Raw genomic sequence first — 26,297 nt, forward strand, 5'->3', positions numbered from 1 at the left:
CGGATGTACTCGCCTTTTCGCGGACAAACGGAAGGCCGCCCAGAGCAGGCTCACGCCTGCGGTCGTAAGTATGCACAACGATGAGCACCGCGCACGGTGCCGATCATCAAGCCCAGCGCTTGAAGATCAGCGAGGTGTTGACGCCGCCGAACGCAAAGTTGTTGTTCATTACGTATTCGTTGCTCATTCGCCGTGGTTCGCCAACGATGTAATCCAGATCGCCACACTCGGGGTCGATGTTGTCGAGGTTCAGGGTGTGAACGTACCGATCACTGTTGAGCATCTCGATGCTGAACCACGACTCCAGCGCACCGCACGCGCCGAGGGTGTGACCCAGAAAGCTTTTCTGCGAGCTGAGTGGCATGCGTGAGCCGAACAGGCTGCTGGTGGCCAGGGTTTCAGCGATGTCGCCCTGTTCGGTGGCCGTGCCGTGGCCGTTCACGTAGCCAATGGCCTCGGGCGGCAGACTGGCGTCTTCCAGCGCCAGCTCCATGGCCCGGCGCATGGTGGCCTGCTCAGGTCGCGTACTGTGAGCACCGTCAGCGTTGCTGCCGAAACCCACGATCTCGGCATAGATATGCGCACCGCGCGCCTTGGCGTGTTCAAGCTCTTCAAGCACCAGCATGCCGCCGCCTTCGCCGATCACCAGCCCGTCGCGCCCGGTATCGTACGGACGTGGCGTCGTATGGGGTGCGTCGTTTTTCAGGCTGGTGGCATACAGCGCATCGAACACCATCGCTTCGGTAGGGCACAGCTCTTCCGCGCCCCCGGCCAGCATCAGCGGCAGGCGTCCGAACTTGATCGCCTCGTAGGCGTAGCCGATGCCCTGGCTGCCGCTGGTGCAGGCACTGGACGTCGGGATCAGACGTCCGGTCAGACCGAAGAAAATACTGATATTGGCAGCGGTGGTGTGCGGCATCATTCGCACGTAGGAGTTGGCATTCAGGCCAACGGCCACCGAGTTGATCAGCATGGCGCCAAACGCCTTGATCTCGTCGGTGCTGCCGGTGGACGAACCGCAGGCGGTGCCCATGCGGCCGTCGCGAATGATCGGGTCGTTCAGCAACCCGGCATCGATCAACGCCTGTTCCGAAGCGCCGACGGCAAACCGCGACACACGCCCCATGCTGCGCAGTTGTTTGCGCGTCCAGTGCGCGGGCACGGCGAAGTCGTCGATGGGACCGGCCAGGCGGGTGTTCAGCTCGGTGAACCGGTTCCACTCGTCCATGCGCCGAATACCGCTGCGGCTGGCGCTAAAGTTCGCCTCGACGCTGGCCCAGTCGCTGCCAATCGAGGTGATGCCGGACATGCCGGTGACCACTACGCGCTTCATCAACACAGCCCTCCATTGACGGCCAGCACCTGGCGCGTGATGTAGGCCGCTTCGGCGGACATCAGAAAATTCACTGCGCCTGCCACTTCCTCAGGCGTGCCCATGCGTTGTGCCGGAATCATTTTCATCAATTCATCCACGGGCACGTTCTCGTCGAGCATGGCGGTGTCGATCAGGCCTGGCGCGACGCAGTTGACGGTGATCTTGCGTTTGCCCAGTTCGATGGCCAGCGCCTTGGCTGCACCGATAAGGCCTGCCTTGGAGGCGCTGTAATTGACCTGCCCGCGGTTGCCGATCAGGCCGGAGACCGAGGTGATGCAGACAATTCGACCTGCCGCACGCCGCCGGATCATCGGCATGGTCAGCGGGTGCAGTACGTTGTAGAACCCGTCGAGGTTGGTACGCAGCACCTGATCCCAATCGTCGTCAGTGAGCGCCGGAAACGCGCCGTCACGGGTCAGGCCGGCGTTGAGCACCACGCCGTAATAAGCGCCGTGGGTTTCCACATCCTGCTCAAGAATGGCCTTGCAGGCTGCACGGTCCGACACATCGAATTGCAAGACGCGGGCCTGTCGACCCAGCGCCATGATGTCTGCCTGCACCGCTTCGGCTTCGCTGCGCCCGGTGCGGCAATGCAGGATCAGGTCGTATCCGGCCTGAGCCAGACGCAAAGCGATGGCACGGCCGATGCCGCGGCTCGAGCCGGTGACCAGTACGGATTCAGTCATGCCGGGGCTCCTTCAGCCAGGTAATCAGCAGTATTGGGTGGGCAATATACATTGAGACGGGCAAAGGCCTTGATATCCGGGCCTGTCAGGCTGCATTCAAAGACGCCCATGCCGCTGTCGTCCTGCAGGGAGCGCACGGCATGAATGTGCAGCTCGCTGCCTGCCGGAAAGTGCGCGACGTTGCACTCGAACTTGCGGCTGCCGAGCAGGAAGCCCAGCTTGACCGCTTCGCCCTTGCTGCGCGCCTGGCAGCCAGCATAAGCCGCCACGCTCTGGGCCATCAGCTCCACACCGAGCCAGGCGGGCAGGCTGCCGTCCGCCTCGTTGAACAGTCCATCGGCGCGCACGGTCAGGCGTGTCTGAATCTGCTCTTCATCGAAGGCCAGCACCTGATCGATGAGGATCATGTCGCCTGCGTGAGGGATAAGCTCGTCGAGCGGCCAGGCGATCATGCGGCATCTCCGATAATCAGGCTGATGTTGTTGCCACCGAAGGCAAAGGAATTGCTCATCATGTAGCGAGCGCCGGCAGCGCCAAGGCATGCGCCGGGCTCGGTGAAGTGCAGCGCGGGCAACAGAGGATCGGCTGCGCCGTCCCATAGATGAGGTGGCAAGGCCTGTTCGGTATTCTGCGCGGCCAGGCTCAGCCAGCAGAAAGCGACTTCCAGCGCGCCTGCTGCGCCGAGGGTATGACCGCTCAAGGGTTTGGTCGATGAGCAAGACACGCCGTCCGGGAACACCGCCTGCACGGCGAGGCTTTCCATGGCGTCGTTATGCACGGTCGCGGTGCCGTGAAGGTTCAGGTACGCGATCTGTTCTGGCGTAAGCCCTGCGTTGTTCAACGCTCGCTGCATGGCATCGCGCGCACCGCGCCCGCTGGGTTCCGGGGCGGAAATATGGTGCGCATCGCAACTGGCGCCAGCGCCCAGCAAGGCGATCGAATGCTCGTCGCTGGCTTCGCGGGTCATCAGAAACAGCACAGCAGCTTCGCCGATATTGATCCCGTTGCGGTTGCTGGAAAACGGGTTGCAGCGCTGCGGCGACATGGCTTCGAGCGCTGAAAAACCGTTGAGCGTCAGCTTGCACAGACTGTCCACACCGCCGCACAGCACCGCATCGCACAACCCCATGTCCAGCGCACGTCGGGCACTGAGCAGCGCGCGGGCGCTGGAGGTGCAGGCGGTAGAAATCACGTAGGCCGGGCCGGTCAGTTGCAGCCAGGTGGCCAGAAAGTTCGCTGGCGCGCCGAGTTCCTGCTGCTGGTAGTCGTAGTGTGGCGGAAAGGCATGGTCGCGCAGCCAGATCGCCATGCTACTGCTGGCTTCATCGATACCGGAAGTGCTGGTGCCGATGATCACACCGATGCGTGACGCACCATAGCGGTCGATGGCCCGATGAATATCGTCTTCGATCTGCAGCGTCGCGGCCATCAGCAATTGATTGTTGCGACTGGCTTGCGACTGCATCCCGTCGGGTATCGGCGGCAGCGAGTGCCTGACCGCCCCCACCGGCAGCGCGCGTTCCGGCACCCAGCCGGGCTCGACGACCATCGTGCTGCTGTCGGCGGCGAACAGTTTGCGCGACACCTCTTGCTGACCATTGCCGAGCGCACAGATAAGCCCCAGGGCGTTGAGGTAGGTGGTCATGGAGCGGTCTCGCTGTTCAACGGGGTGACTTTGTAGCTCAGACCTTCCTTGAGGCGGAGGGTAAAGGCATTGGCCGACTGGTACTCGACCAGCCAGCGATCTTCCAGGCGACGCTGCATGCCCTGGCGGTACGCCGTGGGGTAGCGGTCATGCATCTCCAGGTCCGGTGTCATGGCAAACATGAGGGCAGCGAACAGTTCGCGTGCTTCCGGGTTGGGCGGCAGCAGACCGTCGGCCTGCCACTTGCCGTCGATCAGCAGTTGCCGCGCCTGGGGAATGCCCAGCGGGTCCATCATCGACCAGCGCAAACCTGCAGGCTCACGTTGAATGATCAGCATCCAGTCCTGACGCTGATCCGCCTGCCTGCGCTCAATGTGCAACTGCATCGGCAATTGCAGCGTCACAGCGGTAGTGGGCAGCGGTGTCTGGCTGACGCAGCCAGCGAGCAGCAGGAGCAGGGAAAAAAACAGGGTCCGGATCATGGCGTCTCGCTCCGCATCGGTTTGCGGGCGACCACGTTGACCAGGGTTTCCTCACGTTGCCCGAACGGCTTGGGCTTGCGCAGCTTCAGCGCCTCCAGCAGGCCGAAATCTGTCGCACGGCTCCACCACAGGTACGGGTACGAGACATTGCGCGTATCGAACTCGAAACCCTGCTGGCGGATCATGTCCAGGTATTGCGCCGCGCTTTTTTGCACGTGCATCGGGTGGCGAAACAGCCAGCGAATCACCCAGGTGTCGATGTAGGCCTCGGTAGACTCAGCGAACAACAGATAACCACCCGGTTTCAGGACGCGATAGAACTCGACCAGGGCTTGTTCCTGCTCGACCAGATGGTGGAAGGTCTGGTGGCAGAACAACAGATCGACGCTGGCGTCAGGCAGTTGCAGCGCGGCGCAGTCGCTGCCGATCAACTCGATATCAATACCCAGCGCAGCGGCTTCTTCGCCGCTTCGGGTCAGGCTGTCAGGGTCGGCATCGACACCGAGCAGTCTGGAAGGGCTGAACACCTTGCTCAGGTGCTGGAACGATTTGCCCTGGCCGCAGCCCGCATCCAGCAGGACCGGCGCGGCAGGCGGGGGGCTCGTGAACAGGCTGCGCAGATCATCAATGGCAACGCGCAGCACGCGGTATTGCCAGGTCTGACTGCGCAGGAACCACAAACCGAAACGGGTTTCCTCGACGTAGCTTTCGCTCAGAAACGGACGACTCATGAAGCGCCGTCCGTGCAGATTTCGGAGAGCATCCGCAGACGCCGCTTGGGTTCGCTGACAAACGGATTGCGCTCATCCCAGGCGTAACCGGCCAAAATGGCGCTGATCATTCGTCGTATGTCGGGCGTGCCGCCCTTATAGAAAATGACGTTCTGGAAGGTGTCGTCGTACCAGCCTTCAACATAGGCGCGGAACGTATCCACGCCTTTCTTGAGCGGGATGGCAAATTCGGTTTCCCAGTTCACGTACTCTCCTTGCAATTGTCGATTCAGCACGCCCGCGGCCATGCTGGCTGAGCGCATGGCGATGGTCACGCCCGATGAGAACACCGGGTCGAGAAATTCCGCCGCGTTACCCAGCAGCGCAAAGCCTTTGCCGTGCAGGGTCTTGACGTTGGCCGAGTAGCCGCCGATGGTCCGCGCCGGGGTATCCCAGACCGCGTTTTTCAGTACATCGGCCAACTGCGGCGTCTGCGCAACGAAGGCACGCAGGCAGGCGTCCAGGTCATCCGGCTTGCCCTCGAAACGCTCGACCGATGCCACCACACCCAATGAGCAGCGGCCCTGACTGAACGGGATGGTCCAGAACCACACATCGCTGAATTCGGGATGGATGCTGACGAGGATCTTCTGCCGGTCGAAAGGCGGGCTCTGAATATGGTCTTCGATGTGGGTAAACACCGCCTTGCGCATCGGAAACCCGGACGGTGCTTCCAGGTCCAGCAAACGCGGCAGCACACGGCCATAGCCGCTGGCGTCCAGCACGAACGTGGCTTGCATGCTGTATTCGCTGCCGTCTTCACGCCGGACGCGCAGCAGCGGTTGCGGGCCGTCGAAATCGGCGCTGATGATTTCCTGCTCATAGCGGATCTCGACGCCTTGCAGCGCGGCCTGATCGGCCAGCAATTGGTCGAACTGGGCACGCTGCACCTGAAACGTGGTCGGCTTGCCGTTGCTGAACGTGTCGCCAAAATCGAAATCGCTGTACTGCTCGCCTCGCGCAAACGCCGCGCCGTTTTTCTGCTGGAACCCGGCGGCCTGCACGGCTTCGAGCATGCCGGCCTCCTCGACGAAGTCCAGGCAATGGCAGAGCAGGCTTTCGCCGATGGAGAAGCGGGGAAACAATTGCCGCTCCACGATCAGCACATCGTGACCCTGGCGTTTGAGCAGCGCGGCAGCGATCGAACCGGCCGGACCGGCACCGATGACGACGACCTGGCGAATTTCCTTGTCAGTGATGGGCACAGGTGTTCCTTTTCGGTGGGTCGATTGAAAGGGGCGCGTGCGAGGGCGCACGCCCCATCCCGGTCAGTGCAGGCATGAGTGTCGCAATCAGGCCCATCAGCATCAAGGCGAAGTACAGGGCCGGGCTGATGAGTTGTTGTTGCAGCAGCAGATTAAGGAAAACGATTTCGCTCAGGCCACGAATGTTCAGCAGGACGCTTTCACGCCAGCGGCTGGCACCTGCGAAAGAGGGCGTAGCCCAGCGCAGCCCGATCCAGTTACCGAGTAGCTTGCTGGCGATGGGCAGTACGATCAGCGCAACCAGTGGCAGCCAGCCCATTGCACCCAGCGCGCTGTGCACATCGATCTGCACGATGCCAAAGGTCAGCAACAGCGGGATGGCCAGCCGGTTTTGAATGAACCGCAAGGTGGCCGCATTCAACGGCGGCACCCACTGCTGACCCAGTTGTGACATGCACAGCAGATAGCCGATGCCGAACACCAGCGCGTTGAGCCGGTAATGCTCGGCCACCATTAACAGGGCGAAAAACGTCAGGCTGTAGAACAGCGGCTGGCGCAGGCGCAGAAGACGAAACAGCAACGGCACGCAGGCACCCAGCAACGGCAACAACAGGCTGCTCAGGTGCAGGCTGCCTTGGGCGAGGGCGAACAGGCTCCAGCAGGTCAGGTCGATGAGAATGGCTGTCTGCACCAGACGGCGCGTGGCGGCGGGCGGGTAATCGATATGGTGCAGGTACAGGTACAGCACAGGAATGGCGGTGATGGCGAACACCAGTCCCACGGCCAGCGAGCTGATCCACGCCTGCTCAGGCAGCAGCCAGACGGCGCAGGCGACACCCGACAGAAACGGAACGAAGAAGCTCGGCAGGGCAATTTTCAGGCTCTGTCGGTCCAGCTTCACGTCGATCACTTCGCTGAGAATTTGCCCCAGCACCACCGCAAAGGCCAGGCCGTAGAGACTCTTGAGCCAGACCGGCGAAACCAGCTGTGCGCCGTTCAATTGCCAGTGCGACTCGATCCACAGCAGCATCAGCAACGGCAGGCCGAAGGTGGCCAGCAGTAACTGGCTGACAATGGGAATCAGCCCCACCCGCTGACCGGCCCAGGTGGCCAGCGCGAACAGCCCCAGCGCCATGAACCAGAACATCACGACCATCATGGGTGTGGCTCCGATGTCCCGGCAGGCGGATGAGCCGCCCGACGCGGGCTGGCCCAAGGCGCGAGCATGAAGCTGAACGCCAGCCCCAGACTGACCGACAGACCGAAATTGCTGATCGCAGGTGTACCGGAAATCGCCAGCAGCCCGAACGACAGCCAGGTGGTGACCGCCGCCAGCAGTGTGCCGAGCAAGCTGACGGCCGCACCCCCTACTTGCTCATGCATCAGAATGGCGTAATCGACGCTGATTGCTGTTACCAATAGCAGGCCGAACAGGCTGAACAGGGTCAACGGCTGACCCAGCCAGCCCAGGCTCGCTAGGCTGCACAACGCGGCCAATAGCGGCAGGACGACGATGTGCAGCGCACCGTTGAGGCCGAACGGCACGACCAGTAACAGCACGATCAATACGCACGACGCCAGTTTCAGCTCGGCGGCGCTGATTTGGGTGCTGGCGAACACCTCATTGAGTTCACCCAGCCGGTCTACCAGTTGCACGCCTTCCAGCCCGGTCGCCTGCACACGCAACAACGCCGTGCTGTTCAAACCGCGCAGGCTGACCATGCTCGCCACGCCTTCGTCGTTCGGTCCCAGCCAGAGCGTGCGCCAGGGTTCGGCGAGCGGCCCTTGCAGCGCCTGGTCGATGGATTGCGTGGGCAGCGCCTGCAACTGAGCGAGTTCGGTTTTCAGGGCGCTGGCCGGAACGCCGAGTTGCACCAGCGGTTGCCAGTGCTCGGGCAGCTTCGCCAGGGCCGCGCGGGTCGCTTGCTGCTCGGCAGGCGAATCCAGCAACTGGTTGATCGCCATGTAGCCTTGCAGCTTGTCCATGCTCACCAGTTGATCAAGGCGTTGGGTGAGCGCCGTCTGACGATCCAGCAACTGTTGCTCGTCCTTGCCGCGCACCAGAAAGAACTGGCTAGTGGGCTGATAACCGGTGATGCGCGCAATGGCTTGAGCTTCATCAGTCAGCGACTGTGGTGCCGCGACCCATTGGCGAATATCGTTTTTGGTGGTCAGGTGCCACAGACCGCCGCCGCAGAAGGCCAGCAGCAACACCAGCAAAATCGGTGTATTGACGCGTTGCAGCAGCGCGGCGCGGCAATCGAGCATCTGCTGGGCCAGTCTGAGCGGCCATTGCGCGGGGTGAATCTCGATCTTGCTCAGCAACGCCGGCAGCAGGCACACGGCCGTCAGATAAGCGCCGATGAGTCCGGCGGCCGAGAACACGGCAATTTGTGTCAGGGCCGGGAAGGGCGTCCAGGCCAGCGCCAGGTAGCCGATGCAACTGGTGATCAGGCTCAGGCTCAGCCCCGGCAAGGTCAGGCGCAGGGCTGGCCAGCTGCGCCAGGGTTTCAGGCTCCAGCTTTTGGACAGGTAATGCAGCGGGTAATCGACGGCGACGCCGATCAGGCTCGAACCCAGCACCAGTGTCATGACGTGCATGCTGCCAAACACGGCCACACAGGCAACGGCACCGAACAGCATGCCGATGATGACGGGCACGAACGCCAGCAGCACGCCCCAGCGCCGGAACGCCAGCAACAGCAGCAACAGGATGCCGACAGTTGCGCCGCCGCCGACCCAGGTGATTTCCCGGCTGGCCTGCTTCTGGCCATCGGCTGCATACAGCAGACCGCTGGCCGCCAGCAGTTGGCCTCCCGCCTGACCGGCCTGTTGGCGGGCCTTGGCGAGCAGGTCTGCGACATGCCCGGGCAGACGCATGTCAAAGGCGTCGTTGCCGGTGCGCGTGCGCAGCAGCACCCAGCTTTTGCCATCGGCCGTGGCGATCAATGCGCCGCTGGCCAGATCCGGCTCGACCGAACCCTGCCGTGGCAAACCGTTCTGGATGCGTCCGGTCAGGCCCAGCCAGTCATCCTGACCGGGCACCAGGCTGAAGCCGGCAAACGGGTCGAACAGGGTTTGCACGCGCTGGTCAATAAAGGCCTGCGGGTCGTCAATCAGTTGTGCCCGGTCCGCTGCCGGGAGCATTGCAATCCGTCCTTGCAACAGTTGATTGCGCAGGGCAGGCAGGTCGGCTTGCAGCGTCCACTGGACTTTCTCGAACAGCCCGCTGGCCTGCCATTGTTCAGCCAGTGTGCGCGCCAGGGCGATGGCCTGCTGGCGGTCGGTATGGCCGACGAGTACCAGCATCTCGCGGTTGAGCGGTTCCTGAATGCGCTTTTCGGCCGTACTGACCAGCGCGTCGGTGTCAGTGCCCGGCACCAGCTCCATGAGGTTGGCCGACAGCGGCGAACGGTCGTGCCACTGCCAGGCGGCCAGTGCCAGCACACCCGCCAGAATCAGCAGGAACAGACGCGGCAGCAGGCGCTCAGTTGGCAAAGTCATTGCGCTGCGCGTCGGTCAGGGTGGGTGCGCTGGTGCTGTCGATCATTTTCAATACCGTGCTGTCACCCTGGGTTTCCAGCAGCTCGATGCGCTGCACCAGTTCGCCGCCGTCGATATTGATCTGTTTGAACACCTGTTGCAGCAACAGCGAGCGGGGCATCAGGGTCAAGTGCCAGGCGTTGGCCTCGCCTTGCAGTTTCAGTTCGAAGTCCCGCTGCAGGCCACTGCTGTCACCTTGCAGTACGGCGAGGAACAGACGGTTCTGTTCGGCTCCGGCATTCTTGTTGGGCACCGGCTTCCAGACGCTGGTGCCGCCCACCGTTTCCCGGCGGGCAATGCCGGTGGCGTTGATGCGGTAGTCCTGTTTCAGCGGCGTTTCCAGCAGCCAGAGCAGCCCGGCATCCTTGGCCAGCACAAAACGGCCTTTGCTGAGCAGTGGCTGCGGCAGGGCGCGCAAATGCTTTTCCTGAATGAAACGGCCCTGCACCACGGCAGGTTTTGCCAGTTGATCGCTCAACTGTTGCAGGTCAAAGGCGTGCACCAGCGGCGACAGGCACAGCAGGCCCAATACGCATAACGTTCGAAGCGGACGTCTCATGGCAAGGCCCTCTCTACGGCATCAATGAAAACCCTGGGCGAGACCATCTGCATCTCGTGAGTCTGGCTGTCGACGGCCACTTGAACCGTGCTGGCGCGGGTCAGGCGTTCGCCGGTCAGGGCGTCGGTGATCAGGTAATTGATCTTCAGCCGGTTTTCCCACTCCACCAGATCGGCGCGCACATTGAGCGTCTGGCCGAAGACCGCGCTGCGCACGTAACGCAACTGGACGTCGATTACCGGCCAACCATATCCGGATTCAAGCATGTGCATGTAGTTATGGCCGATGTGGTCGAGCAGCGCACAGCGCGCCACCTCCAGGTATTTGACGTAATGCCCGTGCCAAACGATGTTCATCATGTCGACGTCGAAAAACGGCACCACGATTTCGGTGTCGACCTGCAGGAAACCCTTACTGCGCATGCAACCTCCAGTGGCGGTTGGCAATGTGTTTCAGGCACAGGCGCAGTTCCGCCTCCAGTGCCCGGTCTTCGATGACGGGGGCAAAGTCCCGGCTCAGTTGCTCGTGCATCGCCGCCAGCGCAGGAGGCAACGGGCTCGCACCGGCAGCCTTGCTGCGCAGCCAGACGCCCTGATTGGCGGCGATGAGCGTGGCGGCGGCGACCTGTTCGGTCAGTTCCAGCACCCGAATCGCGTCGCGGGCGGCAATAGTGCCCATGCTGACCTTGTCCTGGTTGTGACATTCGGTGGAGCGTGAAAACACGCTGGCCGGCATGGTGTTCTTCAACGCCTCGGCGGTCCAGGCGCTGGCCCCGATCTGCACGGCCTTGAAGCCATGATTGAGCATCGCGCGCTCGGCGCTGGCGCCTGACAGGTTGCTCGGCAGACCATGGTTGTAGCGCTCGTCCACGAGCAGCGCCAATTGTCGGTCCAGCAGGTCGGCGACATTGGCCACCAGTGTTTTGAGGCTGTCCATGGCAAAGGCAATGTGCCCGCCATAGAAGTGCCCGCCGTGCAGCACGCGTTCGGCTTCAGCGTCGATGATCGGGTTGTCGTTGGCGCTGTTGAGTTCGATCTCGATGAACGAACGCAGCCAGTTCAGGCTGTCGGCCAATACGCCCAGCACATGGGGCGCGCAACGCAGCGAGTAGCGGTCCTGCAGGCGATGCAGCGGCGCGGTGGGTGCGTCGATGGCCAGATCCTGACGCAGCCACGCGGCCACCTGAGTCTGGCCGGGGTGCGGCTTGGCCGCGAACAGGCGCTCGTCGAAGTGCTCCGGGTTGCCTTGCAGCGCCACCACGTTCATCGCCGTGATGCGGGTAGCCAGTTGCAGCAGGTAATCGGCCCGGGCGAACGCCAGGCACGCCAGCCCGGTCATCACCGCCGTGCCGTTCATCAGCGCCAGCGCTTCCTTGGGTCGTAATACCAGGGGTGTCCAGCCCAGTTCGCGGTGCACGTCGCGGGCCTCTCGACGTTCGCCCCGAAACATCACTTCGCGCTCGCCCGACAGGGTGGCGGCCACGTAGGACAGTGGCGTCAGGTCGCCGCTGGCACCCACCGAGCCTTCTTCGGGGATCAGCGGCAGCACGTCCTGATCGATGAATGCCTGCAGGCGTTCGAGCAGCTCGACACGCACCCCGGAAACGCCCTGACACAACGACTGCAGCCGCGCCGCCAGCACGGCGCGCGTGGCCTGCGCGCTCAGCAGCTGGCCCAGGCCACAGCCATGAAAGGTGTAAAGATGACGGGGCAGTGCTTCGACATGCTCCAGTGGCACCGCGACCACGCAGGAGTCGCCATAGCCGGTGGTCACGCCATAGATCACGCCTTCCTTGTCCAGCAGCGAATCCAGAAACCGTGCGCCTTTGGCGATGCGCTCACGAAACGCCTCGTCGTCCTGCAGAACGGCAGATGCCTGGCGGTTGGCCAGCGCCAGCACGTCTTCGATGCGCAACGCCCGTTCGCCGAAAGTGAGGGTGTCAGGAGTGTGATTCGTCATCGGACTTCCAGAATGGATAGAAATTGAACCACTGCTGTGGTGCCTCCAGGCAATAGTGGCCCAGACGTTCGGCGTAGCGGGCTGCCCAGTGTTCGATGATCTGTGCGCGGTCGCTGCGTCGCCACTCGATGGCGTCGGCGAACGGTTCGAGAGTCACGCGATAGCCGGTCGGGCCTTTGAGGCAGAAGAACAGGTTGACCGGGCATTTGAGCAACCCGCCCAGTAGCCATGGACCCTGGGGAAATGCGGCAGGCTGGCCGAGAAAATCGACCCGCACATTGCGGCCGCCATGCAGGGCGACGCGGTCACCGGCGATGGCCAGCCATTCGCCTTCGTCGATGCGCTGGCTCAGTTGCAGCATGATGGCCGGGTCCAGCTCGCTGACCTGAATCAGGCGCAGGTTGTTCGCGCCTGCTTCGCCCAGCAGGCGATTGAAACGTTCGGCGTGCTTGGTATGCACCAGCACGTTCATGGTGACTTTTTCGCCCAGTTCGGCAAGTGCCCTGCACACTTCAAGATTGCCCAGGTGCGCGCCGACCAACAGTTGGCCGCGCGTCCCGCGCAGGTTTTGCCGCAGATGCGCCGTGTCGATGATCTCGATCTGGTCGATCCCCAGCCTGCCGTTCCACACGTCGAGCTTGTCGAGCAGCGCATCGGCGAACGCCATAAACTGGCCGAACACGCGGCGCTGGGTCGGGCGCAGTTCGGGGCGCTGGCTCCATTGGGCCAGGCGCTGTTGGTACTCATGAATGCTGTGTCGGGCGCGGCGTCCGAACAGGAAAAAATACAGCACGATACCGTACAGCACCGGCGTCAGAAGACGACGGCCCAGCATCTTGACGCCCCAGGCGGTGAGCTTCATCAGCAGAAAACTGCCACGCTCACCGTGGCTGGCCCAATGCTGCCTGGGCGGTTGTTTTGCGCTCATGCCCGCCACCGTTGCCAGAGTATGACCGGCAGGCGAACCAGCATGCCAACGAACAGCCTGGCGTGCATTGTCGAGATCAGCGCGTTGTCGTGGAACAGGCGAAAGTGCGACAGGCCGTCCTGTGGGTAATGCACGCGGGTCGGCAACCAGCGCATGGTCTGCCTGCGCCACGACAGGCGCACGAGGATTTCCGAGTCGAAATCCATGCGTTTGCCGATGTGTGCGCTGTCGATCAGCTTGAGGACCGGCGTCAGTGGGTAAAGCCTGAAACCGCACATGGAGTCGCGAATCTGCAACGACAGCGTGTTGATCCAGACCCACACGTGAGTCAGGTAGCGCGCGTACAGACGCCCCTTTGGAACGCTCTCGTCGTACTGTGGATAACCGCAGATCAGCGCGTCGGGATAGGCTCGCGACTGCTCTAGAAACAGCGCAATATTCGTCAGGTCGTGCTGCCCGTCGGCGTCGACCTGCAGCGCATGGCTGAAACCCAGGCGCGCTGCTTCGCGAAAGCCGGTCATCACTGCGCCGCCCTTGCCTTGATTGACCGGCAGGCGCACCAGATAAACCTGTTCGGCCTCGGCCAACTGCTGCAACACGGCTGCGCAAGACGGGCTGCTGGCGTCGTCCACCAGCACGCAGGGCAGCCCAGCTTCACGTACCGCCTTGACCACGCCGGGCACGGCCAGCTCGTGATCGAACACCGGAATGATCGCGCAAGGCTTATGCATGCGCGGCCTCCAGAAGGATCCGGCCGCTGGAACAGGGCGCGCCGTCACTGTTGTGAAAAGCGAAATGCAGCTTTGAGCGTTGATCATCGAAGCGCAGGGTCAGCCTGAGACGGTCGCCGGGACGGACCAGTTGCTGAAACTTCAGCACTTCCATGCCGGCAAAGCGCGGCGGCAAATCCAGCAGGCGCTGTCCCAGTTTCATGGCCCAATCGACCTGCACGACACCCGGCAACACAGGGGCTTTGGGGAAGTGCCCACTGAAACAGGCAAGGTCAGGCGGCACGATAAGGTTCAGCTGTAATTCGTCATCGACGGTTTTCTGATCGAGCAACTCCGCAGCGTTCGGGCGTTCGGCCATGAGCAGTGCTTCGACGTCTGCCTGCGGCAGCTTATCCTGAGCATTGAGCGGCATCTGCCGCAGCAGCCGCCAGCGGCGAGGCAGTGCGATGGGTTCACAGTGTGGGCGCAGGTGCTGACGCAATGCCTCGGTGAGGGCGCGACGACCCTGGGTGCGCAGTGCGATCAGGCCGCTGTCACTCAGCACCACCAAGGCACCCAGCGAGGCGCGGTTCTCCTGCACCACCCCCAGACGCACCTCGCGAACCCCGTGATGAGTGCTCAGTGCCTGCTCTATCAGTGGCAGCGAGATACGTTTTTCTTCCAGTTTGACGATGCGGTCCAGCCTGCCCAGCAGCTCGAAACGCCCGTCGTCATCAAGGCGTGCCGCGTCGGCGGTGTGTTCCACATGCCCTTCGGGCAGGTACGACGAGCGCACGCGCAAGGCGCCGTCGTCGCCCAGCGTCAGGGTCACGCCCTCGAAGGCCTGCCAGCGCTGTCCGCCCTGTCGCCAGGCAATACCGCCAGTCTCCGAGCTGCCGAAAATTTCCGTCGGCCATTGCTCCAGGCGCTCGTTCAGGCTTCGTGCGGCGTCGGCAGGCAATGCGCCGCCGGACGAGAACACCCGACGTACCGCACGGAGGCTGGACCAGTCCAGATTGTCACCCATGCGCTTGAGCAGCGCAGGACTTGCGACCCAGGCAAAGGCCGGGTAGTCGCGGCTGGCGCGCTGCACGTCTTCCGGGAACGGCAACGGGCGGCGCACGAAGGCTCTGGCGGCGCTCAGCGGCCAGAGCAGTCTGAACAGCAGGCCATAGATATGCTGGGTCGCGACGCTACCAATCATGCACGCCTGGCCCAGATCCGGCCCCCACAACTGTTCCAGTGCCGCGACTTCGTTGGCCAGATGGCGGAGCCGTTTTTCGATGAGTTTCGGTTCGCCGCTGGAGCCTGACGTGCACAGGCTCAGGCGACACGCGTCCAGATCTAGAACGGCTGCCGGCAACGGCGCGGCATGCAGGTCACTCAGCGGCGTATCGCCTGGCTGGTCGGTGACCCACAGATCAACCTGGCCAGTCCAGCGTTCACGCGTCTGCGCCTGCAGGTCCGCAGGCAGCAGCACGCTGACCCCGGCACGCCAGGCACCGAACAGGGCGACGGCCAGTTCGGCGGCGTCTTCAAGATGGACGGCGAGCTGCCTGACGCCCCGGGCTTGCAGACCGGCGGCCACACTCAGTGCCCGCTCACGCCATTGGGCATGAGTCAGCTCTGGGTCTTTGGTCAGCAGTCGATCTTCAGGCAGAGCGAGCAGCAGATTTTCGAGGTTTGACCCGTTCATGCAGTCCATTTCAGGTGGTGCCTCTGACGCGCAGGCGGACAATCAGTTCGCCTGCGAACAGCAGGCCCATCAGGCCATAAGAGATCAGGCCGGTGTAGAGCGTCCACCACGACAGCGGCGCCCACAGCGTCAGTGCAGTGGCCGCGAGCCCGTTGCTCAGGAAAAACACGCACCAGACCTGAGTGACCCGCCGGGTGTAGCGAATACCGGATTCAGGCAGTTCAGGGCGGTTGATACGCGCCATTCGCTCAACGATCGGCGGGCCGTAGATCAGGCTCGATCCGAACAGGCCCAGCATGAAAACGCTGACCAGCACTGGATACCAGCGCAGCATCACATGGCTGTCGAGCACGCCGAGTACCACGCAGAACGCCAACGCAACCACAGCCATCGCCAGGCTGCCGGGTTTGCGTTCGCCGGTCAGGATTCGCGCGAGCCACAGGCTGCCCAGCAGCAAGGCAAACTGCCAGGGCGCGAAATGCTCGGTTCCCCAATAAACGGCAAACGGATAAAGCACACCGGCCAGCAGCAGAACCAGGCCTACCAGCCGTTTCATTCGGCGGTATTGACCAGTCGGTAGACGGCCTCGACCACGTCATTCACGGTTCTGACGGACTTGAATTCTTCCGCTGCGATTTTTTTGCCGGTCTTGCGCTTGATGTGATCGATCAGGTCGACGGCGTCGATGCTGTCGATTTCCAGATCCTGATAAAGGTTGGCTTCTGGAACGACCCTTTCAGGTTCCAGTTCAAACAGCTCGACCATGGCCGCGCGCAGTGTTTCGAAGATGTCTTCACGGGTTTGCATGTTCAATCCTCAGGCCTGCTGTCTGGCGCTGACGAACGCCGCAAGGCTATCGACGCTGGCGAAATGGTCACGGGTGTCCTTGGCGTCGGCGTCGATCTTGATGCCGTAGCGTTTCTGAATGGCCAGCCCCAGCTCCAGGGCATCGACCGAATCCAGTCCAAGGCCTTCGCCAAAGAGCGTCTGGTCATTGCCGATGTCTTGCGGGGTGATGTCTTCGAGGCCCAGGGCATCGATGATCAGCAATTTAATGTCCAGGTGTAGATCGCTCATCTGCGGCGAGCTCCTTGATGAAATAGTCATGCAGGTAATCGTTGAGCTTGCGGGACGCCAAAGGTGGCGGGCCCAGCGCGCTGAAGGTGTCAGGGGCAATATCGGCACCGACGTGCAGCGTGAAGTGCACACGGCGTTGCGGAATTCGGTACCAGGGCTCGGCCTTGGTCAGGGTGGTCGGGCTGACCTTGATGGTCACCGGCGTGATCATGCGGGCACCACGCAAGGCGATGGCCGCTGCTCCCCGGTGGAACTCCGGCGGCTTTCCAGGCTGGGTTCGCGTACCTTCGGGAAAGATGATCAGGGTCTGGCCGGCCTGCAGGCGCTCTACGGCGGCGTCCAGCATGTCCATGCTGCCGTCGTTGCTGATATAGCCGGTCGAGCGCACCGGGCCTCGGGTAAAAGGGTTTTCCCACAGGCTGCGCTTGACCACGCAATTGGCATCGCGCACCAGCCCGATCAGAAACACCACGTCGATCAGGGACGGGTGGTTGGCGATGATCATCTGGCCGGGGCGGCCGAGTTTTTCGGCACCTTTGACCTCGTAGGTCAACACGCCCATGCGCGCCATGATCCGGATGAATCGCCAGAACAGTCGGCTGATGGTACGGCGTGCACGACGCTGATGGCTTGCGGCATCGCCTGGCAGGCAGCTCAACACCGGAAAAACGAACAATCGCAGGCACAGGCCGCTCAGCCCGAACAGGACAAAGCTGAGACCGGTTGCCAGCAGACGCCAGTAATAGGCGTCCCGGCCCTTCTTCAATCGTTGCGTTGCCAGTTCCATAGTCGGTTGTTCCATGGGTGCAAGCAGGAGGGCTGGTCAGTGTGCAAGGCCTGCAAAAGATTCAGGGCGTGAGGCCACTGCGTGCGTTGCGCGCCTTGCGTGTCGGTGTTCAGGGACAGTTGCCATTGGCTGCCGGGTGTCAGCAGCAGACCGACGGCATAGGGGAACGGCACGTCGTCGATCCATTTGGCATAGGCTTGCGGAGGTTGTTCTTCGGTCACCACCAGCAGAACAGCGGGTGCGCCTTCGGCCAGCAAGGCCGCGGCTTCGAACGCGCCATACTCGAGCCCGTCACCGGCTGCGGCCAGTGCTGTCATTTCGCTGGTTTCACCACGCAGGATCGACCACAGACCGATGACCGCATTGTGTACCGACAGGCTGAACTGTGTGGGCGACAGCGGCTCTTCTGCCGCCAGATCACGAAGGATTTCAAACGTGCGTGGAGTCTCGCCATGACGTGACACGAATACCAGCGGTACACGCTCAAGACCTTCAGTGAGTGGCCAGCCAACGGCAAATGCCATCCGCGCCATGCGGCCCAGACGTCTGCGCTGCATGGCGGGGAGGAACGACACGTCCGGAGCTTCGTCGCTTTGCGGCAGCAACGTTGGATTCCGGCTCCATTGCTTCCAGTCGTCGACGCTCGCGAGGCCAGGTGCCCAGGCGCGCCATTGTGCAATGTTGAAGGTGATCAAAACTTCTCTTCCCGCCCCTGCGGGCATACTTCTCGCTACTTCGATATCAGGACGATATCAGTCTGGGTGCGGTAATTTGACCGAGTGCGCGCATTATCCTGATGGGGGTCGGGACTAGCAACTTTGTTACATATAAACCGTTTACAACATGCAAACTTGGAGCGTAAGGACAGCGCTGTCCGATGCCGCCAGGCTTTCCAGTTGCTTCATACACCCGCAAGCGCCTGCGAGGGGTGTTCTTTTGCGATAAGCTCGCTGTTGTCATATGCATTGCCTAGGCTCTTTACGAAAAGTGGCTGCGCTCGGTGATGCTGCGTTAAAAACAGGCTCGGAATGCTCATTTACAACACGTAGACTCCGCTTCCTCGCCTGTTTTTGCCTTGCCTGACCTTCGCTCGCCGACTTTTCGTACAAAACCTATACTCGACCGCTTGCACACTCTTTATCGGTCAGTCACATCGTTTCTTCATCATTCAAGGAATTCAAAGCATGCGTCGCGTGGTATTCAATCAGAAGGGCGGTGTCGGCAAGTCGAGCATCGCTTGCAATCTGGCTGCAGTCAGCGCTAACGAAGGCTACCGGACCCTGTTGATCGACCTTGATGCCCAGGCCAACTCCACCCAGTACCTGACCGGCCTTACCGGCAGTGACATTCCGATGGGCATTGCCGAGTTCTTCAAGCAGACGCTTTCTTCCGCGCCCTTCGGCAAGAAGAATCACGTCGATATCTACGAAACGCCTTTTGACAACCTGCACGTGGTCACCGCCACCGCAGAGCTTGCCGACCTGCAACCCAAGCTTGAGGCAAAGCACAAGATCAACAAACTTCGCAAACTGCTGGATGAGTTGAGTGAGGACTACGAGCGTATTTATCTGGACACGCCTCCAGCGCTCAACTTTTACGCGGTGTCGGCATTGATTGCCGCTGACCGTGTATTGATCCCGTTCGATTGCGACAGTTTTTCCCGGCAGGCGCTGTATGGGCTGCTGCAGGAAATCGATGAATTGAAAGAGGATCACAACGAGGCTCTTCAAGTCGAAGGCATCATCGTCAACCAGTTCCAGCCGCGTGCCAGCCTGCCTCAGCAAATACTCGACGAGTTGATTGCCGAAGGCCTGCCGGTGTTGCCGGTCTACCTCAATGCTTCGGTAAAGATGCGCGAATCGCACCAGGTCAACCTGCCACTGGTCCATCTTGATCCCCGGCACAAGCTGACCCAGCAGTTCGTCGATCTGCATCATCTGCTCGAAACCAACGCTCACGCCTGATTCGATCGTCGCCATGCGGTCTGCGATACCTGAAAGACAGCCATTAATGAGTTGCCGCTGAAGAAATACGCTCGTGGGAAGCGGCTTGCCAGCGACTGGGTCAAGCCAGTCACAGGCCCGCCGCCTCCCTTGGTCCGGGCCTGTCTTCACATCGCTTGAAAGAGCGGGCGGATGACAGGGATGTCGAAGGTGCCGTCCTTGACCGAATTCGTCAGGAACCGGGCACGCAGGCGCGCGGTGCTGGCGAGTTCTTCCGGTATGTCGATGGCCGCGTCCATGTCTGCCTGGAAGTGCTCCTGCGAGGCGCTCAACCGGTTGCTGCCGGGCTCGCAGCCACATCGTACTTCGTGACCATGGGTGGCGACCGCCACCCGGTCGTCGATATAGGTCGGGTTGCCCTGGGCGATGAAGCCTACGCTCTTGCACGCAGGGCACCAGACGGGATCACCCATGCGCGCGACCCGACGCAGGTCAATGACCTCGCTGGAAGAGGTGATCAGCACAAGGCCGCCGCTGGTCGTTGGATCGCCTTCCCTGACTATGTATGGCATAGCGATGATTCCTATGGGGTTCTGGAAGCCCGAATGCTAGGTGCAAATGCGTTGAGTGGGGGGCTTCGAAAGCGTTTAAGGACGATTCGTACACACAAATCAGCCAAGTGTTTCGCGAGTGTTTCCAACGGCCTGGGTAATCATTACTCCAGGCGTAACGATTGCGTCGATTGCTTGATTGATGCCCGACACTGATCGCTTCTAAGGTGAACCACGACAGCGAAATCGTGGAGCGATCATGACAACAACAACTTCCCCCGACGCGCGCTGGACGCGTCGCCGCACCGAGAAACAGCGGCGACTCGAACAGGTGCGGGCCCTGGCCGACGGCGTGGTGCTGCCGACTGACAAAATCGTCGCGGCGCTGGAGGCCTTGCTGGTGTCCGGTGATCGCGTGGTGCTTGAGGGCAACAACCAGAAACAGGCGGACTTTCTGTCCCGAGCGCTGGCCAGGGTTGATCCAGCCAAAATCCATGACCTGCACATGATCATGCCCAGCGTCGGACGCGCCGAGCACCTGGACCTGTTCGAGCAGGGCATCGCCCGCAAGCTGGATTTCTCCTTCGCCGGCACGCAAAGCCTGCGTATCAGCCAGTTGCTGGAAGACGGCCTGCTGGAAATCGGCGCGATTCACACCTACATCGAGCTGTATTCGCGGCTGGTGGTCGATCTGATCCCCAATGTGGTGCTGGCCGCCGGTTTCATGGCCGACAAGGCCGGCAACATCTACACCGGCCCGAGCACCGAAGACACCCCCGCGCTGATCGAGCCCGCTGCGTTCAGCGATGGCATTGTCATCGTGCAGGTCAATCAACTGGTCGAAGACGTCAGCGACCTGCCGCGTGTCGACATCCCGGCGTCGTGGGTCGACTTCGTGGTGGTCGCCGACAAGCCGTTCTACATTGAACCGTTGTTCACCCGCGACCCGCGCCACATCAAACCGGTGCATGTGCTGATGGCGATGATGGCCATTCGCGGCATCTACGAGAAACATAACGTTCAGTCGTTGAACCACGGCATCGGCTTCAACACCGCCGCCATCGAGCTGATTCTGCCGACCTACGGTGAGTCGCTGGGTCTCAAAGGCAAGATCTGCCGCAACTGGACGCTCAACCCGCACCCGACGTTGATCCCGGCCATCGAAAGCGGTTGGGTCGAAAGCGTGCATTGCTTCGGCACCGAGCTGGGCATGGAAAACTACATTGCCGCGCGGCCGGACGTGTTTTTCACCGGGCGTGACGGTTCGTTGCGCTCCAACCGGCAGCTGTGCCAATTGGCCGGACAGTACGCGGTGGACCTGTTCATCGGCGCGACCTTGCAGGTCGATGGCGACGGGCATTCCTCGACCGTTACCCGTGGACGTCTGGCAGGTTTCGGCGGTGCGCCGAACATGGGCCACGACCCGCGAGGCCGTCGTCATGCGACGCCGGCCTGGCTCGATATGCGCCAGCAGACCGATGACGGCCCGGCCGCCTATCTGGAACGCGGTAAAAAACTGGTGGTGCAGATGGTCGAGACCTTTCAGGAGGGCGGCAAACCGACCTTCGTCGAAACCCTCGACGCTGTGGAAGTGGCCCGCAAGAGCGGCATGCCGCTGGCGCCGATCATGATCTACGGCGATGACGTGACTCACCTGTTGACCGAAGAGGGCATCGCCTATCTCTACAAGGCCCGCAGCCTGGAAGAGCGCCAGGCGATGATCGCCGCCGTGGCAGGCGTGACCGCGATCGGCTTGCGCCACAACCCGAAAGACACCGCCCGCATGCGCCGGGAAGGCCTGATTGCCTTGCCGGAAGACCTCGGCATCCGCCGCACTGACGCCAGCCGTGAATTGCTGGCGGCGAAAAGCATCGCCGATCTGGTCGAGTGGTCCGGTGGCCTCTACAACCCGCCTGCCAAATTCAGGAGTTGGTGATGAGTGCACTTCAACTGACACCGCAACCCGTTTCGCTGGCCGGGCATCTGGCCGATCTGGCGGTCGATGCGCTGATGGACGAGGCCAATCTGTCGCCCAAGCCCGCGCTCGTTGACCGACGCGGCAATGGCGCGCACACCGACCTGCACTTGGGATTGATGCACGCCTCAGCCCTGTCGCTGTGGCCGACCTTCAAGCTGATGGCCGAGGCTGCTGCGCAGTTCAAAACCATCGGTCAGCCATTGCGTGAAGAGCTGGGCCGTCTTGGGCGCGAAGGTGAGGCGACGATGCTGCAGACCACGGGCGGTGTGAACACGCATCGTGGCGCAATCTGGGCCTTGGGTCTGCTGGTGACCGCCGCGGCGCTGGATACCCAAGACTGTAAAGCCGCGACTGTTTGCCAGCGTGCCGCCCGACTGGCGCTGATCGAAGATCGTCAGGTGGTCGCCAGCAACAGCCACGGCCGCGTGGTTGCCCAGCGCTATGGCGCGATGGGCGCGCGCGAACAGGCGCAACTGGGTTTCCCTGCGGTGATGAACGTCGCGCTGCCGCAATTGCAGCGCAGCCGTGCGGCAGGCAGTGGCGAGCAGAACGCACGTCTGGATGCATTGCTGGCAATCATGACTACCCTGGCTGACACCTGCGTGCTGTACCGCGCCGGGCTTGAGGGGTTGCAGGCCATGCAACAGGGCGCGCAACGGGTGCTGGACGCGGGCGGTAGCGCCAGCCTGGCGGGTCGGCGCGCACTGCATTACCTCGACCAGCAATTGCTGGCTCTCAACGCATCGCCCGGAGGCGCAGCAGACCTGCTGGCGGCCTGTCTGTTTGTCGAGGGTCTTGAGCCTGCGCTCGGCCACGTACCCAGCCTTGCACCGAGGAGTGCCTGATATGGAAACCCTGTCTTTTGAATTCCCCGCCGGACAGCCGCCTAAAGGCCGTGCGCTGGTGGGCTGCGTTGGCTCCGGCGACCTGGAAGTACTGCTGGAGCCCGGGCAGCCGGGCAAGCTGACGATTGAAGTAGTGACCTCGGTCAACGGCGCTTCGTTGCGCTGGAAACACCTGTTCGAGCGCATGTTCGAGGGCCAGACGCCACCTGCGTTGAGCATCGATATTCACGACTTCGGCGCCACGCCGGGTGTGGTGCGTCTGCGCATGGAGCAGGGCTTCGAGGAGGTCAGCCATGACTGATACCGCTCGCTTGTTGAGTCAGCACAGCTTCATCGAACTCGGCGCTCGCCAGCGTGCCCGCGCGTTGCTGGATGCGGGCACTTTTCGCGAACTGATCGACCCCTTTGATCGCGTGATGTCGCCGTGGCTGGCGCGTCAGGGCGTGGTGCCACAGGCCGACGATGGCGTGGTAGTCGCCAAGGGCACGGTCGATGGCCTGCCAGTGGTGATTGCAGCCATCGAAGGTGCTTTTCAGGGCGGCAGCATGGGCGAAGTCGGCGGCGCGAAAATGGCCAGCGCACTTGAGCTGGCCGCCGAGGATAACCGTAACGGTATCCCGACTGCCGCCATCGTGCTGCTGGAAACCGGCGGTGTGCGTTTGCAGGAAGCCAATCTGGGCCTGGCTGCGATTGCCGAGATTCATGCGGCGATGGTCGATCTGCGGCAATACCAGCCGGTGATCGGCGTGGTGGCAGGCAGTGTCGGCTGCTTTGGCGGCATGTCCATCGCCGCCGGTCTGTGCAGTTATCTATTGGTCACGCAGGAAGCACGACTGGGTCTGAACGGTCCGCAGGTGATCGAGCAAGAGGCGGGCATCGAAGAGTACGACTCCCGCGACCGGCCATTCATCTGGAGCCTGACCGGTGGCGAGCAGCGCTTTGCCAGCCACCTGGTGGACGGTTTTGCCGCCGACGACGTGGCTGCCATCAGGCAGCAGGTCAGTGATTGGCTCAGGCAGGGCGTGCCTGTGCAGCACCGTAGCGCTCAGCACGCGCTGTTTCTGGAGCGACTGGCGAATCTCGACACCGAGTCGCAGATCGACCCGCAAACCGTGCGCACTCTTTTTCAAGGAGCCCGGTCATGAGTACTCAACAACGGGGTTTGAACTGGTTCAACGCACTAAGCGCAGGTGCCACGCCAGTCGCTGGTCTGCCTGCGTCGCTCAGGGTGGCCGACGGTACGCTGGGTGAGCAAACTGTGCGCTTTGTGGCGGTGGTGGCCGACGCGCAAAACCGTTTTCCCCGGGCGCGCCAGGGCGAGGTCGGTCTGCTCGAAGGCTGGGGCCTGGCGAAGGCGGTGGATGAGGCGATCGAACTGGATCGTGCGCGTCCCGAGAAGCGCGCGTTGATCGCCATCGTCGATGTACCGAGCCAGGCCTATGGTCGCCGAGAGGAAGCGTTGGGCATTCATCAGGCACTGGCCGGCGCAGTAGACAGCTACGCCCGGGCGCGGCTGGCGGGCCACCCGGTGATCGGCCTGCTGGTCGGCAAGGCGATGTCAGGGGCGTTCCTGGCCCATGGTTATCAGGCCAACCGACTGATTGCCCTGCGTGATCCGGGCGTGATGGTGCACGCCATGGGCAAGGCTTCGGCGGCTCGCGTTACGTTGCGCAGCGTCGAGGAGCTGGAAAAACTCGCCGCGACGATTGCGCCGATGGCATACGACATCGATAGTTACGCCAGCCTCGGGTTGCTATGGGAAACCCTGTCGGTGAGCCAGATCGAACAGCCGGGCGCGGACGATCTCGCCCAGGTGCGTCATGTGCTGAGCAGTGCAATCAAGGATGTGTACGCCAGCGGGTCCGACTTGAGCAGTCGTCTCGGCGCGAGCAATCGGGCGGCTTCGGCCCATGTGCGCCAACTGATGCGGGCGCAGTGGTGAACGAGCGGGCTTCAGCCGTGCGGCCCCACGACCTGGTGTGGGGCATGCCGCTGTCTGCTTTGCCTGCCGATGCGCCCGACTGGGCTGTCGAGGCCGTGCTGGCCGGTCGGCCAGTGGTGGTGCGGCGTCAGGTCATGGCGGCGGGGCTGGTTGCAGTCGGTCTGCGTGGCCGCGCCCGTGAACAGCGTTATGCCGCGAGCATGGCCTGCGCGGATATCTATCGTCGGGTAAGTCCCGAGCAACTGGTGGATACCGGTGTTGACTGTTTGCAGGACTGGCCTGCACTTCAGGCCTTGCGGCAGGTGCGTCCGGTCATGGATTCCCTGGGCTTGAGCTGGGGCGTCGGTGGCAGCGCCGGATTCGAGCTGGCCAGTGGTTTCAGTGCGCTGCATCAGCACAGCGACCTGGATCTGATCCTGCGCACGCCTCAGGTTGTGGATCGGCATTGGGCCGCTGAACTGGTCGAGGCGCTGGAAACATCGGTCTGCCGGATCGACGTCCAGTTGCAGCTTGAACAGGGTGCCGTTGCGCTGCGCGAGTGGGCACGGCCCGCCGGTCGGGTTTTGCTCAAGAGTGCCAGTGGTGCCCGATTGGTGACAGACCCCTGGCAACTGGCCGAGGTGTGCGCATGAGCAGCCTGTGGGTGTTCCCCGGTCAGGGCGCGCAACAGGCGGGCATGCTGCATCAATTGCCTGACGATCAAACCGTTCGCGACTGCCTGCAACAGGCGTGCGCGGCGCTGGACGAAGACGTCATGGCGCTGGACACAACTCCTGCGCTGCAATCCACGCGTGCCGTTCAATTGTGTCTGCTGATCGCGGGCGTGGCCTGTGCCCGGCTGTTGCAGGCGCGTGACTGCCAACCTGATTACGTGGCCGGACTGTCTATCGGTGCTTATCCGGCCGCTGTGATCGCAGGCGCACTGGCATTCGAAGATGCGGTTTGGCTGGTGGCGTTGCGCGGTGAGTTGATGCAGCGCGCCTACCCCGAAGGCTACGGCATGACAGCAGTCATGGGGCTGGATCAAGCGCAGGTCGAAGCAATGATCGCTCAGGTTCACAAGGCCGAAACACCGGTCTTTCTCGCCAATATCAATGCCGAGAACCAGCTCGTGATGGCGGGCAGCGCCGAGGCGATGCGTCAGGTCGGCCTGCTTGCCAAGGCCGCGGGTGCGGCGGCCATCAAGCGTCTGGCGGTCAGCGTGCCGTCGCATTGCGCATTGCTCGAAGCGCCCGCGCGAACGCTGGCCGAGGCCTTCGCCAGGGTCGATCTCAGGAAGCCGAACGTTCGGTACCTGAGCGGCAGCACGGCGCGGCCGGTCATGAACCCTGAAAAGCTGCGTGATGATCTGGCGTTCAACATGTGCCGGGTTGTCGACTGGCGCAGCACCGTTGAGACCGCCTATGAGCGAGGCGTACGTCTGCAGATCGAATTGCCGCCCGGTGCCGTGCTGACCGGGCTGGCGCGCCGAGTGTTCGAACAGGGAACGGCAGTGGCCTTTCAGGCTGCGCGTCTGGACAGTCTGGTCGCGCTATCGCGAGAGGAGGGCACCCGCACCCAATAGAGACGCCGTGCAGCTGCTACGAAGGACAAAAACAACAACTTCAGCAATGCAA

29 protein-coding genes are annotated in these 26,297 nt (G+C 62.4%); 8 read left to right on the forward strand and 21 right to left on the reverse strand.

The genetic code is table 11. The features are described 5' to 3' along the window. Positions 1 to 106 precede the first annotated feature (106 nt). Genes H8S56_RS19720 through H8S56_RS19815 form a run of 20 tightly spaced genes read right to left on the reverse strand, consistent with a single transcriptional unit; the run spans position 107 to position 18,117 of the window. Positions 107 to 1,333: a beta-ketoacyl-ACP synthase gene (locus H8S56_RS19720; protein ID WP_187519564.1), complete on the reverse strand. Its 1,227-nt coding sequence runs from the start codon at positions 1,331 to 1,333 to the stop codon at positions 107 to 109. After that, complete coding sequence (gene fabG / locus H8S56_RS19725) at positions 1,333 to 2,061, reverse strand: 3-oxoacyl-ACP reductase FabG (RefSeq protein WP_187519565.1); 729 nt, start codon at positions 2,059 to 2,061, stop codon at positions 1,333 to 1,335. Before fabG ends, H8S56_RS19720 begins: the two co-directional genes overlap by 1 nt. Then, positions 2,058 to 2,513, reverse strand: coding sequence for an ApeP family dehydratase (locus tag H8S56_RS19730; protein ID WP_024688451.1), 456 nt, complete (start codon positions 2,511 to 2,513; stop codon positions 2,058 to 2,060). The genes fabG and H8S56_RS19730 overlap by 4 nt, the downstream gene beginning before the upstream one ends. Continuing rightward, positions 2,510 to 3,706, reverse strand: coding sequence for a beta-ketoacyl-[acyl-carrier-protein] synthase family protein (locus H8S56_RS19735; RefSeq protein ID WP_187519566.1), 1,197 nt, complete (start codon positions 3,704 to 3,706; stop codon positions 2,510 to 2,512). The genes H8S56_RS19730 and H8S56_RS19735 overlap by 4 nt, the downstream gene beginning before the upstream one ends. Next, the gene (locus H8S56_RS19740) at positions 3,703 to 4,188 is read right to left on the reverse strand and encodes a hypothetical protein (RefSeq protein ID WP_024688453.1); all 486 of its coding nucleotides are present in this window, start codon (positions 4,186 to 4,188) and stop codon (positions 3,703 to 3,705) included. Before H8S56_RS19740 ends, H8S56_RS19735 begins: the two co-directional genes overlap by 4 nt. Then, positions 4,185 to 4,919: a class I SAM-dependent methyltransferase gene (locus H8S56_RS19745; protein ID WP_187519567.1), complete on the reverse strand. Its 735-nt coding sequence runs from the start codon at positions 4,917 to 4,919 to the stop codon at positions 4,185 to 4,187. The genes H8S56_RS19740 and H8S56_RS19745 overlap by 4 nt, the downstream gene beginning before the upstream one ends. Next, on the reverse strand, positions 4,916 to 6,163 hold the full coding sequence (locus H8S56_RS19750) for an NAD(P)/FAD-dependent oxidoreductase (RefSeq protein ID WP_187519568.1): 1,248 nt from the start codon (positions 6,161 to 6,163) through the stop codon (positions 4,916 to 4,918). Before H8S56_RS19750 ends, H8S56_RS19745 begins: the two co-directional genes overlap by 4 nt. Next, complete coding sequence (locus tag H8S56_RS19755) at positions 6,150 to 7,322, reverse strand: cation:proton antiporter (protein ID WP_187519569.1); 1,173 nt, start codon at positions 7,320 to 7,322, stop codon at positions 6,150 to 6,152. Before H8S56_RS19755 ends, H8S56_RS19750 begins: the two co-directional genes overlap by 14 nt. Further along, entirely contained in the window at positions 7,319 to 9,667 is a 2,349-nt protein-coding gene (locus H8S56_RS19760) for an MMPL family transporter (RefSeq protein ID WP_187519570.1), read from the reverse strand. Before H8S56_RS19760 ends, H8S56_RS19755 begins: the two co-directional genes overlap by 4 nt. Continuing rightward, positions 9,651 to 10,265 (reverse strand): outer membrane lipoprotein carrier protein LolA, encoded by a 615-nt coding sequence (locus tag H8S56_RS19765; protein ID WP_024688458.1) that lies wholly within the window; start codon positions 10,263 to 10,265, stop codon positions 9,651 to 9,653. The genes H8S56_RS19760 and H8S56_RS19765 overlap by 17 nt, the downstream gene beginning before the upstream one ends. Continuing rightward, entirely contained in the window at positions 10,262 to 10,687 is a 426-nt protein-coding gene (locus tag H8S56_RS19770; RefSeq protein WP_024688459.1) for an acyl-CoA thioesterase, read from the reverse strand. Before H8S56_RS19770 ends, H8S56_RS19765 begins: the two co-directional genes overlap by 4 nt. Next, on the reverse strand, positions 10,677 to 12,224 hold the full coding sequence (locus tag H8S56_RS19775; RefSeq protein ID WP_187519571.1) for an HAL/PAL/TAL family ammonia-lyase: 1,548 nt from the start codon (positions 12,222 to 12,224) through the stop codon (positions 10,677 to 10,679). Before H8S56_RS19775 ends, H8S56_RS19770 begins: the two co-directional genes overlap by 11 nt. After that, complete coding sequence (locus H8S56_RS19780; protein WP_187519572.1) at positions 12,205 to 13,152, reverse strand: LpxL/LpxP family acyltransferase; 948 nt, start codon at positions 13,150 to 13,152, stop codon at positions 12,205 to 12,207. Before H8S56_RS19780 ends, H8S56_RS19775 begins: the two co-directional genes overlap by 20 nt. Further along, positions 13,149 to 13,883: a glycosyltransferase family 2 protein gene (locus H8S56_RS19785; RefSeq protein ID WP_024688462.1), complete on the reverse strand. Its 735-nt coding sequence runs from the start codon at positions 13,881 to 13,883 to the stop codon at positions 13,149 to 13,151. Before H8S56_RS19785 ends, H8S56_RS19780 begins: the two co-directional genes overlap by 4 nt. Further along, the gene (locus H8S56_RS19790; protein WP_187519573.1) at positions 13,876 to 15,558 is read right to left on the reverse strand and encodes an acyl-CoA synthetase family protein; all 1,683 of its coding nucleotides are present in this window, start codon (positions 15,556 to 15,558) and stop codon (positions 13,876 to 13,878) included. The genes H8S56_RS19785 and H8S56_RS19790 overlap by 8 nt, the downstream gene beginning before the upstream one ends. A 10-nt stretch (positions 15,559 to 15,568) precedes the next feature. Continuing rightward, positions 15,569 to 16,114, reverse strand: coding sequence for a COG4648 family protein (locus tag H8S56_RS19795; RefSeq protein WP_024688464.1), 546 nt, complete (start codon positions 16,112 to 16,114; stop codon positions 15,569 to 15,571). Continuing rightward, positions 16,111 to 16,365: an acyl carrier protein gene (locus tag H8S56_RS19800; RefSeq protein ID WP_024688465.1), complete on the reverse strand. Its 255-nt coding sequence runs from the start codon at positions 16,363 to 16,365 to the stop codon at positions 16,111 to 16,113. The genes H8S56_RS19795 and H8S56_RS19800 overlap by 4 nt, the downstream gene beginning before the upstream one ends. A 9-nt stretch (positions 16,366 to 16,374) precedes the next feature. Beyond that, positions 16,375 to 16,635 (reverse strand): phosphopantetheine-binding protein, encoded by a 261-nt coding sequence (locus H8S56_RS19805; protein WP_024688466.1) that lies wholly within the window; start codon positions 16,633 to 16,635, stop codon positions 16,375 to 16,377. Further along, positions 16,610 to 17,422 carry a lysophospholipid acyltransferase family protein gene (locus H8S56_RS19810; RefSeq protein ID WP_024688467.1) on the reverse strand — a complete coding sequence of 271 codons (813 nt, stop codon included), beginning with the start codon at positions 17,420 to 17,422 and terminating at the stop codon, positions 16,610 to 16,612. The genes H8S56_RS19805 and H8S56_RS19810 overlap by 26 nt, the downstream gene beginning before the upstream one ends. Beyond that, the gene (locus H8S56_RS19815) at positions 17,398 to 18,117 is read right to left on the reverse strand and encodes a beta-ketoacyl synthase chain length factor (RefSeq protein ID WP_024688468.1); all 720 of its coding nucleotides are present in this window, start codon (positions 18,115 to 18,117) and stop codon (positions 17,398 to 17,400) included. Before H8S56_RS19815 ends, H8S56_RS19810 begins: the two co-directional genes overlap by 25 nt. A 489-nt stretch (positions 18,118 to 18,606) precedes the next feature. Between H8S56_RS19815 and H8S56_RS19820 the strand changes: the two genes are divergently transcribed. Further along, positions 18,607 to 19,386, forward strand: coding sequence for a ParA family protein (locus tag H8S56_RS19820; protein ID WP_024695480.1), 780 nt, complete (start codon positions 18,607 to 18,609; stop codon positions 19,384 to 19,386). Between the two features lie 146 nt (positions 19,387 to 19,532). Here the strand turns inward: H8S56_RS19820 and H8S56_RS19825 are convergent, their stop codons facing one another. Next, on the reverse strand, positions 19,533 to 19,937 hold the full coding sequence (locus H8S56_RS19825; RefSeq protein ID WP_187519574.1) for a PAAR domain-containing protein: 405 nt from the start codon (positions 19,935 to 19,937) through the stop codon (positions 19,533 to 19,535). 238 nt (positions 19,938 to 20,175) lie between these two features. Here H8S56_RS19825 and mdcA point away from each other — a divergent pair, with 238 nt between their 5' ends. The 7 genes from mdcA to mdcH are packed head-to-tail and all read left to right on the forward strand — an operon-like array spanning position 20,176 to position 26,245. Beyond that, positions 20,176 to 21,852 (forward strand): malonate decarboxylase subunit alpha, encoded by a 1,677-nt coding sequence (gene mdcA, locus H8S56_RS19830; RefSeq protein WP_024695482.1) that lies wholly within the window; start codon positions 20,176 to 20,178, stop codon positions 21,850 to 21,852. Next, complete coding sequence (locus tag H8S56_RS19835; RefSeq protein ID WP_187519575.1) at positions 21,852 to 22,739, forward strand: triphosphoribosyl-dephospho-CoA synthase; 888 nt, start codon at positions 21,852 to 21,854, stop codon at positions 22,737 to 22,739. Before mdcA ends, H8S56_RS19835 begins: the two co-directional genes overlap by 1 nt. A 1-nt stretch (position 22,740) precedes the next feature. Continuing rightward, positions 22,741 to 23,040 (forward strand): malonate decarboxylase subunit delta, encoded by a 300-nt coding sequence (locus H8S56_RS19840; protein ID WP_187519576.1) that lies wholly within the window; start codon positions 22,741 to 22,743, stop codon positions 23,038 to 23,040. Further along, complete coding sequence (locus H8S56_RS19845) at positions 23,033 to 23,884, forward strand: biotin-independent malonate decarboxylase subunit beta (RefSeq protein WP_024688474.1); 852 nt, start codon at positions 23,033 to 23,035, stop codon at positions 23,882 to 23,884. The genes H8S56_RS19840 and H8S56_RS19845 overlap by 8 nt, the downstream gene beginning before the upstream one ends. After that, positions 23,881 to 24,681 (forward strand): biotin-independent malonate decarboxylase subunit gamma, encoded by an 801-nt coding sequence (gene mdcE / locus H8S56_RS24570; RefSeq protein ID WP_187519577.1) that lies wholly within the window; start codon positions 23,881 to 23,883, stop codon positions 24,679 to 24,681. The genes H8S56_RS19845 and mdcE overlap by 4 nt, the downstream gene beginning before the upstream one ends. Next, positions 24,675 to 25,313 carry a malonate decarboxylase holo-ACP synthase gene (locus tag H8S56_RS19855; protein WP_024688476.1) on the forward strand — a complete coding sequence of 213 codons (639 nt, stop codon included), beginning with the start codon at positions 24,675 to 24,677 and terminating at the stop codon, positions 25,311 to 25,313. Before mdcE ends, H8S56_RS19855 begins: the two co-directional genes overlap by 7 nt. After that, entirely contained in the window at positions 25,310 to 26,245 is a 936-nt protein-coding gene (gene mdcH / locus H8S56_RS19860; RefSeq protein WP_187519578.1) for a malonate decarboxylase subunit epsilon, read from the forward strand. Before H8S56_RS19855 ends, mdcH begins: the two co-directional genes overlap by 4 nt. Positions 26,246 to 26,297: the final 52 nt, after the last annotated feature.

Source organism: Pseudomonas triticifolii, from assembly GCF_014358015.1.
Lineage (GTDB): Bacteria > Pseudomonadota > Gammaproteobacteria > Pseudomonadales > Pseudomonadaceae > Aquipseudomonas > Aquipseudomonas triticifolii.

Excerpts from the sequence above, each read along its gene's own strand:
- H8S56_RS19720 (WP_187519564.1), bottom strand. The coding sequence starts at position 1,333 with ATGAAGCGCGTAGTGGTCACCGGCATGTCCGGCATCACCTCGATTGGC.
- fabG (WP_187519565.1), bottom strand. The coding sequence starts at position 2,061 with ATGACTGAATCCGTACTGGTCACCGGCTCGAGCCGCGGCATCGGCCGT.
- H8S56_RS19730 (WP_024688451.1), bottom strand. The coding sequence starts at position 2,513 with ATGATCGCCTGGCCGCTCGACGAGCTTATCCCTCACGCAGGCGACATG.
- H8S56_RS19735 (WP_187519566.1), bottom strand. The coding sequence starts at position 3,706 with ATGACCACCTACCTCAACGCCCTGGGGCTTATCTGTGCGCTCGGCAAT.
- H8S56_RS19740 (WP_024688453.1), bottom strand. The coding sequence starts at position 4,188 with ATGATCCGGACCCTGTTTTTTTCCCTGCTCCTGCTGCTCGCTGGCTGC.
- H8S56_RS19745 (WP_187519567.1), bottom strand. The coding sequence starts at position 4,919 with ATGAGTCGTCCGTTTCTGAGCGAAAGCTACGTCGAGGAAACCCGTTTC.
- H8S56_RS19755 (WP_187519569.1), bottom strand. The coding sequence starts at position 7,322 with ATGATGGTCGTGATGTTCTGGTTCATGGCGCTGGGGCTGTTCGCGCTG.
- H8S56_RS19760 (WP_187519570.1), bottom strand. The coding sequence starts at position 9,667 with ATGACTTTGCCAACTGAGCGCCTGCTGCCGCGTCTGTTCCTGCTGATT.
- H8S56_RS19765 (WP_024688458.1), bottom strand. The coding sequence starts at position 10,265 with ATGAGACGTCCGCTTCGAACGTTATGCGTATTGGGCCTGCTGTGCCTG.
- H8S56_RS19770 (WP_024688459.1), bottom strand. The coding sequence starts at position 10,687 with ATGCGCAGTAAGGGTTTCCTGCAGGTCGACACCGAAATCGTGGTGCCG.
- H8S56_RS19775 (WP_187519571.1), bottom strand. The coding sequence starts at position 12,224 with ATGACGAATCACACTCCTGACACCCTCACTTTCGGCGAACGGGCGTTG.
- H8S56_RS19780 (WP_187519572.1), bottom strand. The coding sequence starts at position 13,152 with ATGAGCGCAAAACAACCGCCCAGGCAGCATTGGGCCAGCCACGGTGAG.
- H8S56_RS19785 (WP_024688462.1), bottom strand. The coding sequence starts at position 13,883 with ATGCATAAGCCTTGCGCGATCATTCCGGTGTTCGATCACGAGCTGGCC.
- H8S56_RS19790 (WP_187519573.1), bottom strand. The coding sequence starts at position 15,558 with ATGAACGGGTCAAACCTCGAAAATCTGCTGCTCGCTCTGCCTGAAGAT.
- H8S56_RS19795 (WP_024688464.1), bottom strand. The coding sequence starts at position 16,114 with ATGAAACGGCTGGTAGGCCTGGTTCTGCTGCTGGCCGGTGTGCTTTAT.
- H8S56_RS19800 (WP_024688465.1), bottom strand. The coding sequence starts at position 16,365 with ATGCAAACCCGTGAAGACATCTTCGAAACACTGCGCGCGGCCATGGTC.
- H8S56_RS19805 (WP_024688466.1), bottom strand. The coding sequence starts at position 16,635 with ATGAGCGATCTACACCTGGACATTAAATTGCTGATCATCGATGCCCTG.
- H8S56_RS19810 (WP_024688467.1), bottom strand. The coding sequence starts at position 17,422 with ATGGAACTGGCAACGCAACGATTGAAGAAGGGCCGGGACGCCTATTAC.
- H8S56_RS19820 (WP_024695480.1), top strand. The coding sequence starts at position 18,607 with ATGCGTCGCGTGGTATTCAATCAGAAGGGCGGTGTCGGCAAGTCGAGC.
- H8S56_RS19825 (WP_187519574.1), bottom strand. The coding sequence starts at position 19,937 with ATGCCATACATAGTCAGGGAAGGCGATCCAACGACCAGCGGCGGCCTT.
- mdcA (WP_024695482.1), top strand. The coding sequence starts at position 20,176 with ATGACAACAACAACTTCCCCCGACGCGCGCTGGACGCGTCGCCGCACC.
- H8S56_RS19835 (WP_187519575.1), top strand. The coding sequence starts at position 21,852 with ATGAGTGCACTTCAACTGACACCGCAACCCGTTTCGCTGGCCGGGCAT.
- H8S56_RS19840 (WP_187519576.1), top strand. The coding sequence starts at position 22,741 with ATGGAAACCCTGTCTTTTGAATTCCCCGCCGGACAGCCGCCTAAAGGC.
- H8S56_RS19845 (WP_024688474.1), top strand. The coding sequence starts at position 23,033 with ATGACTGATACCGCTCGCTTGTTGAGTCAGCACAGCTTCATCGAACTC.
- mdcE (WP_187519577.1), top strand. The coding sequence starts at position 23,881 with ATGAGTACTCAACAACGGGGTTTGAACTGGTTCAACGCACTAAGCGCA.
- mdcH (WP_187519578.1), top strand. The coding sequence starts at position 25,310 with ATGAGCAGCCTGTGGGTGTTCCCCGGTCAGGGCGCGCAACAGGCGGGC.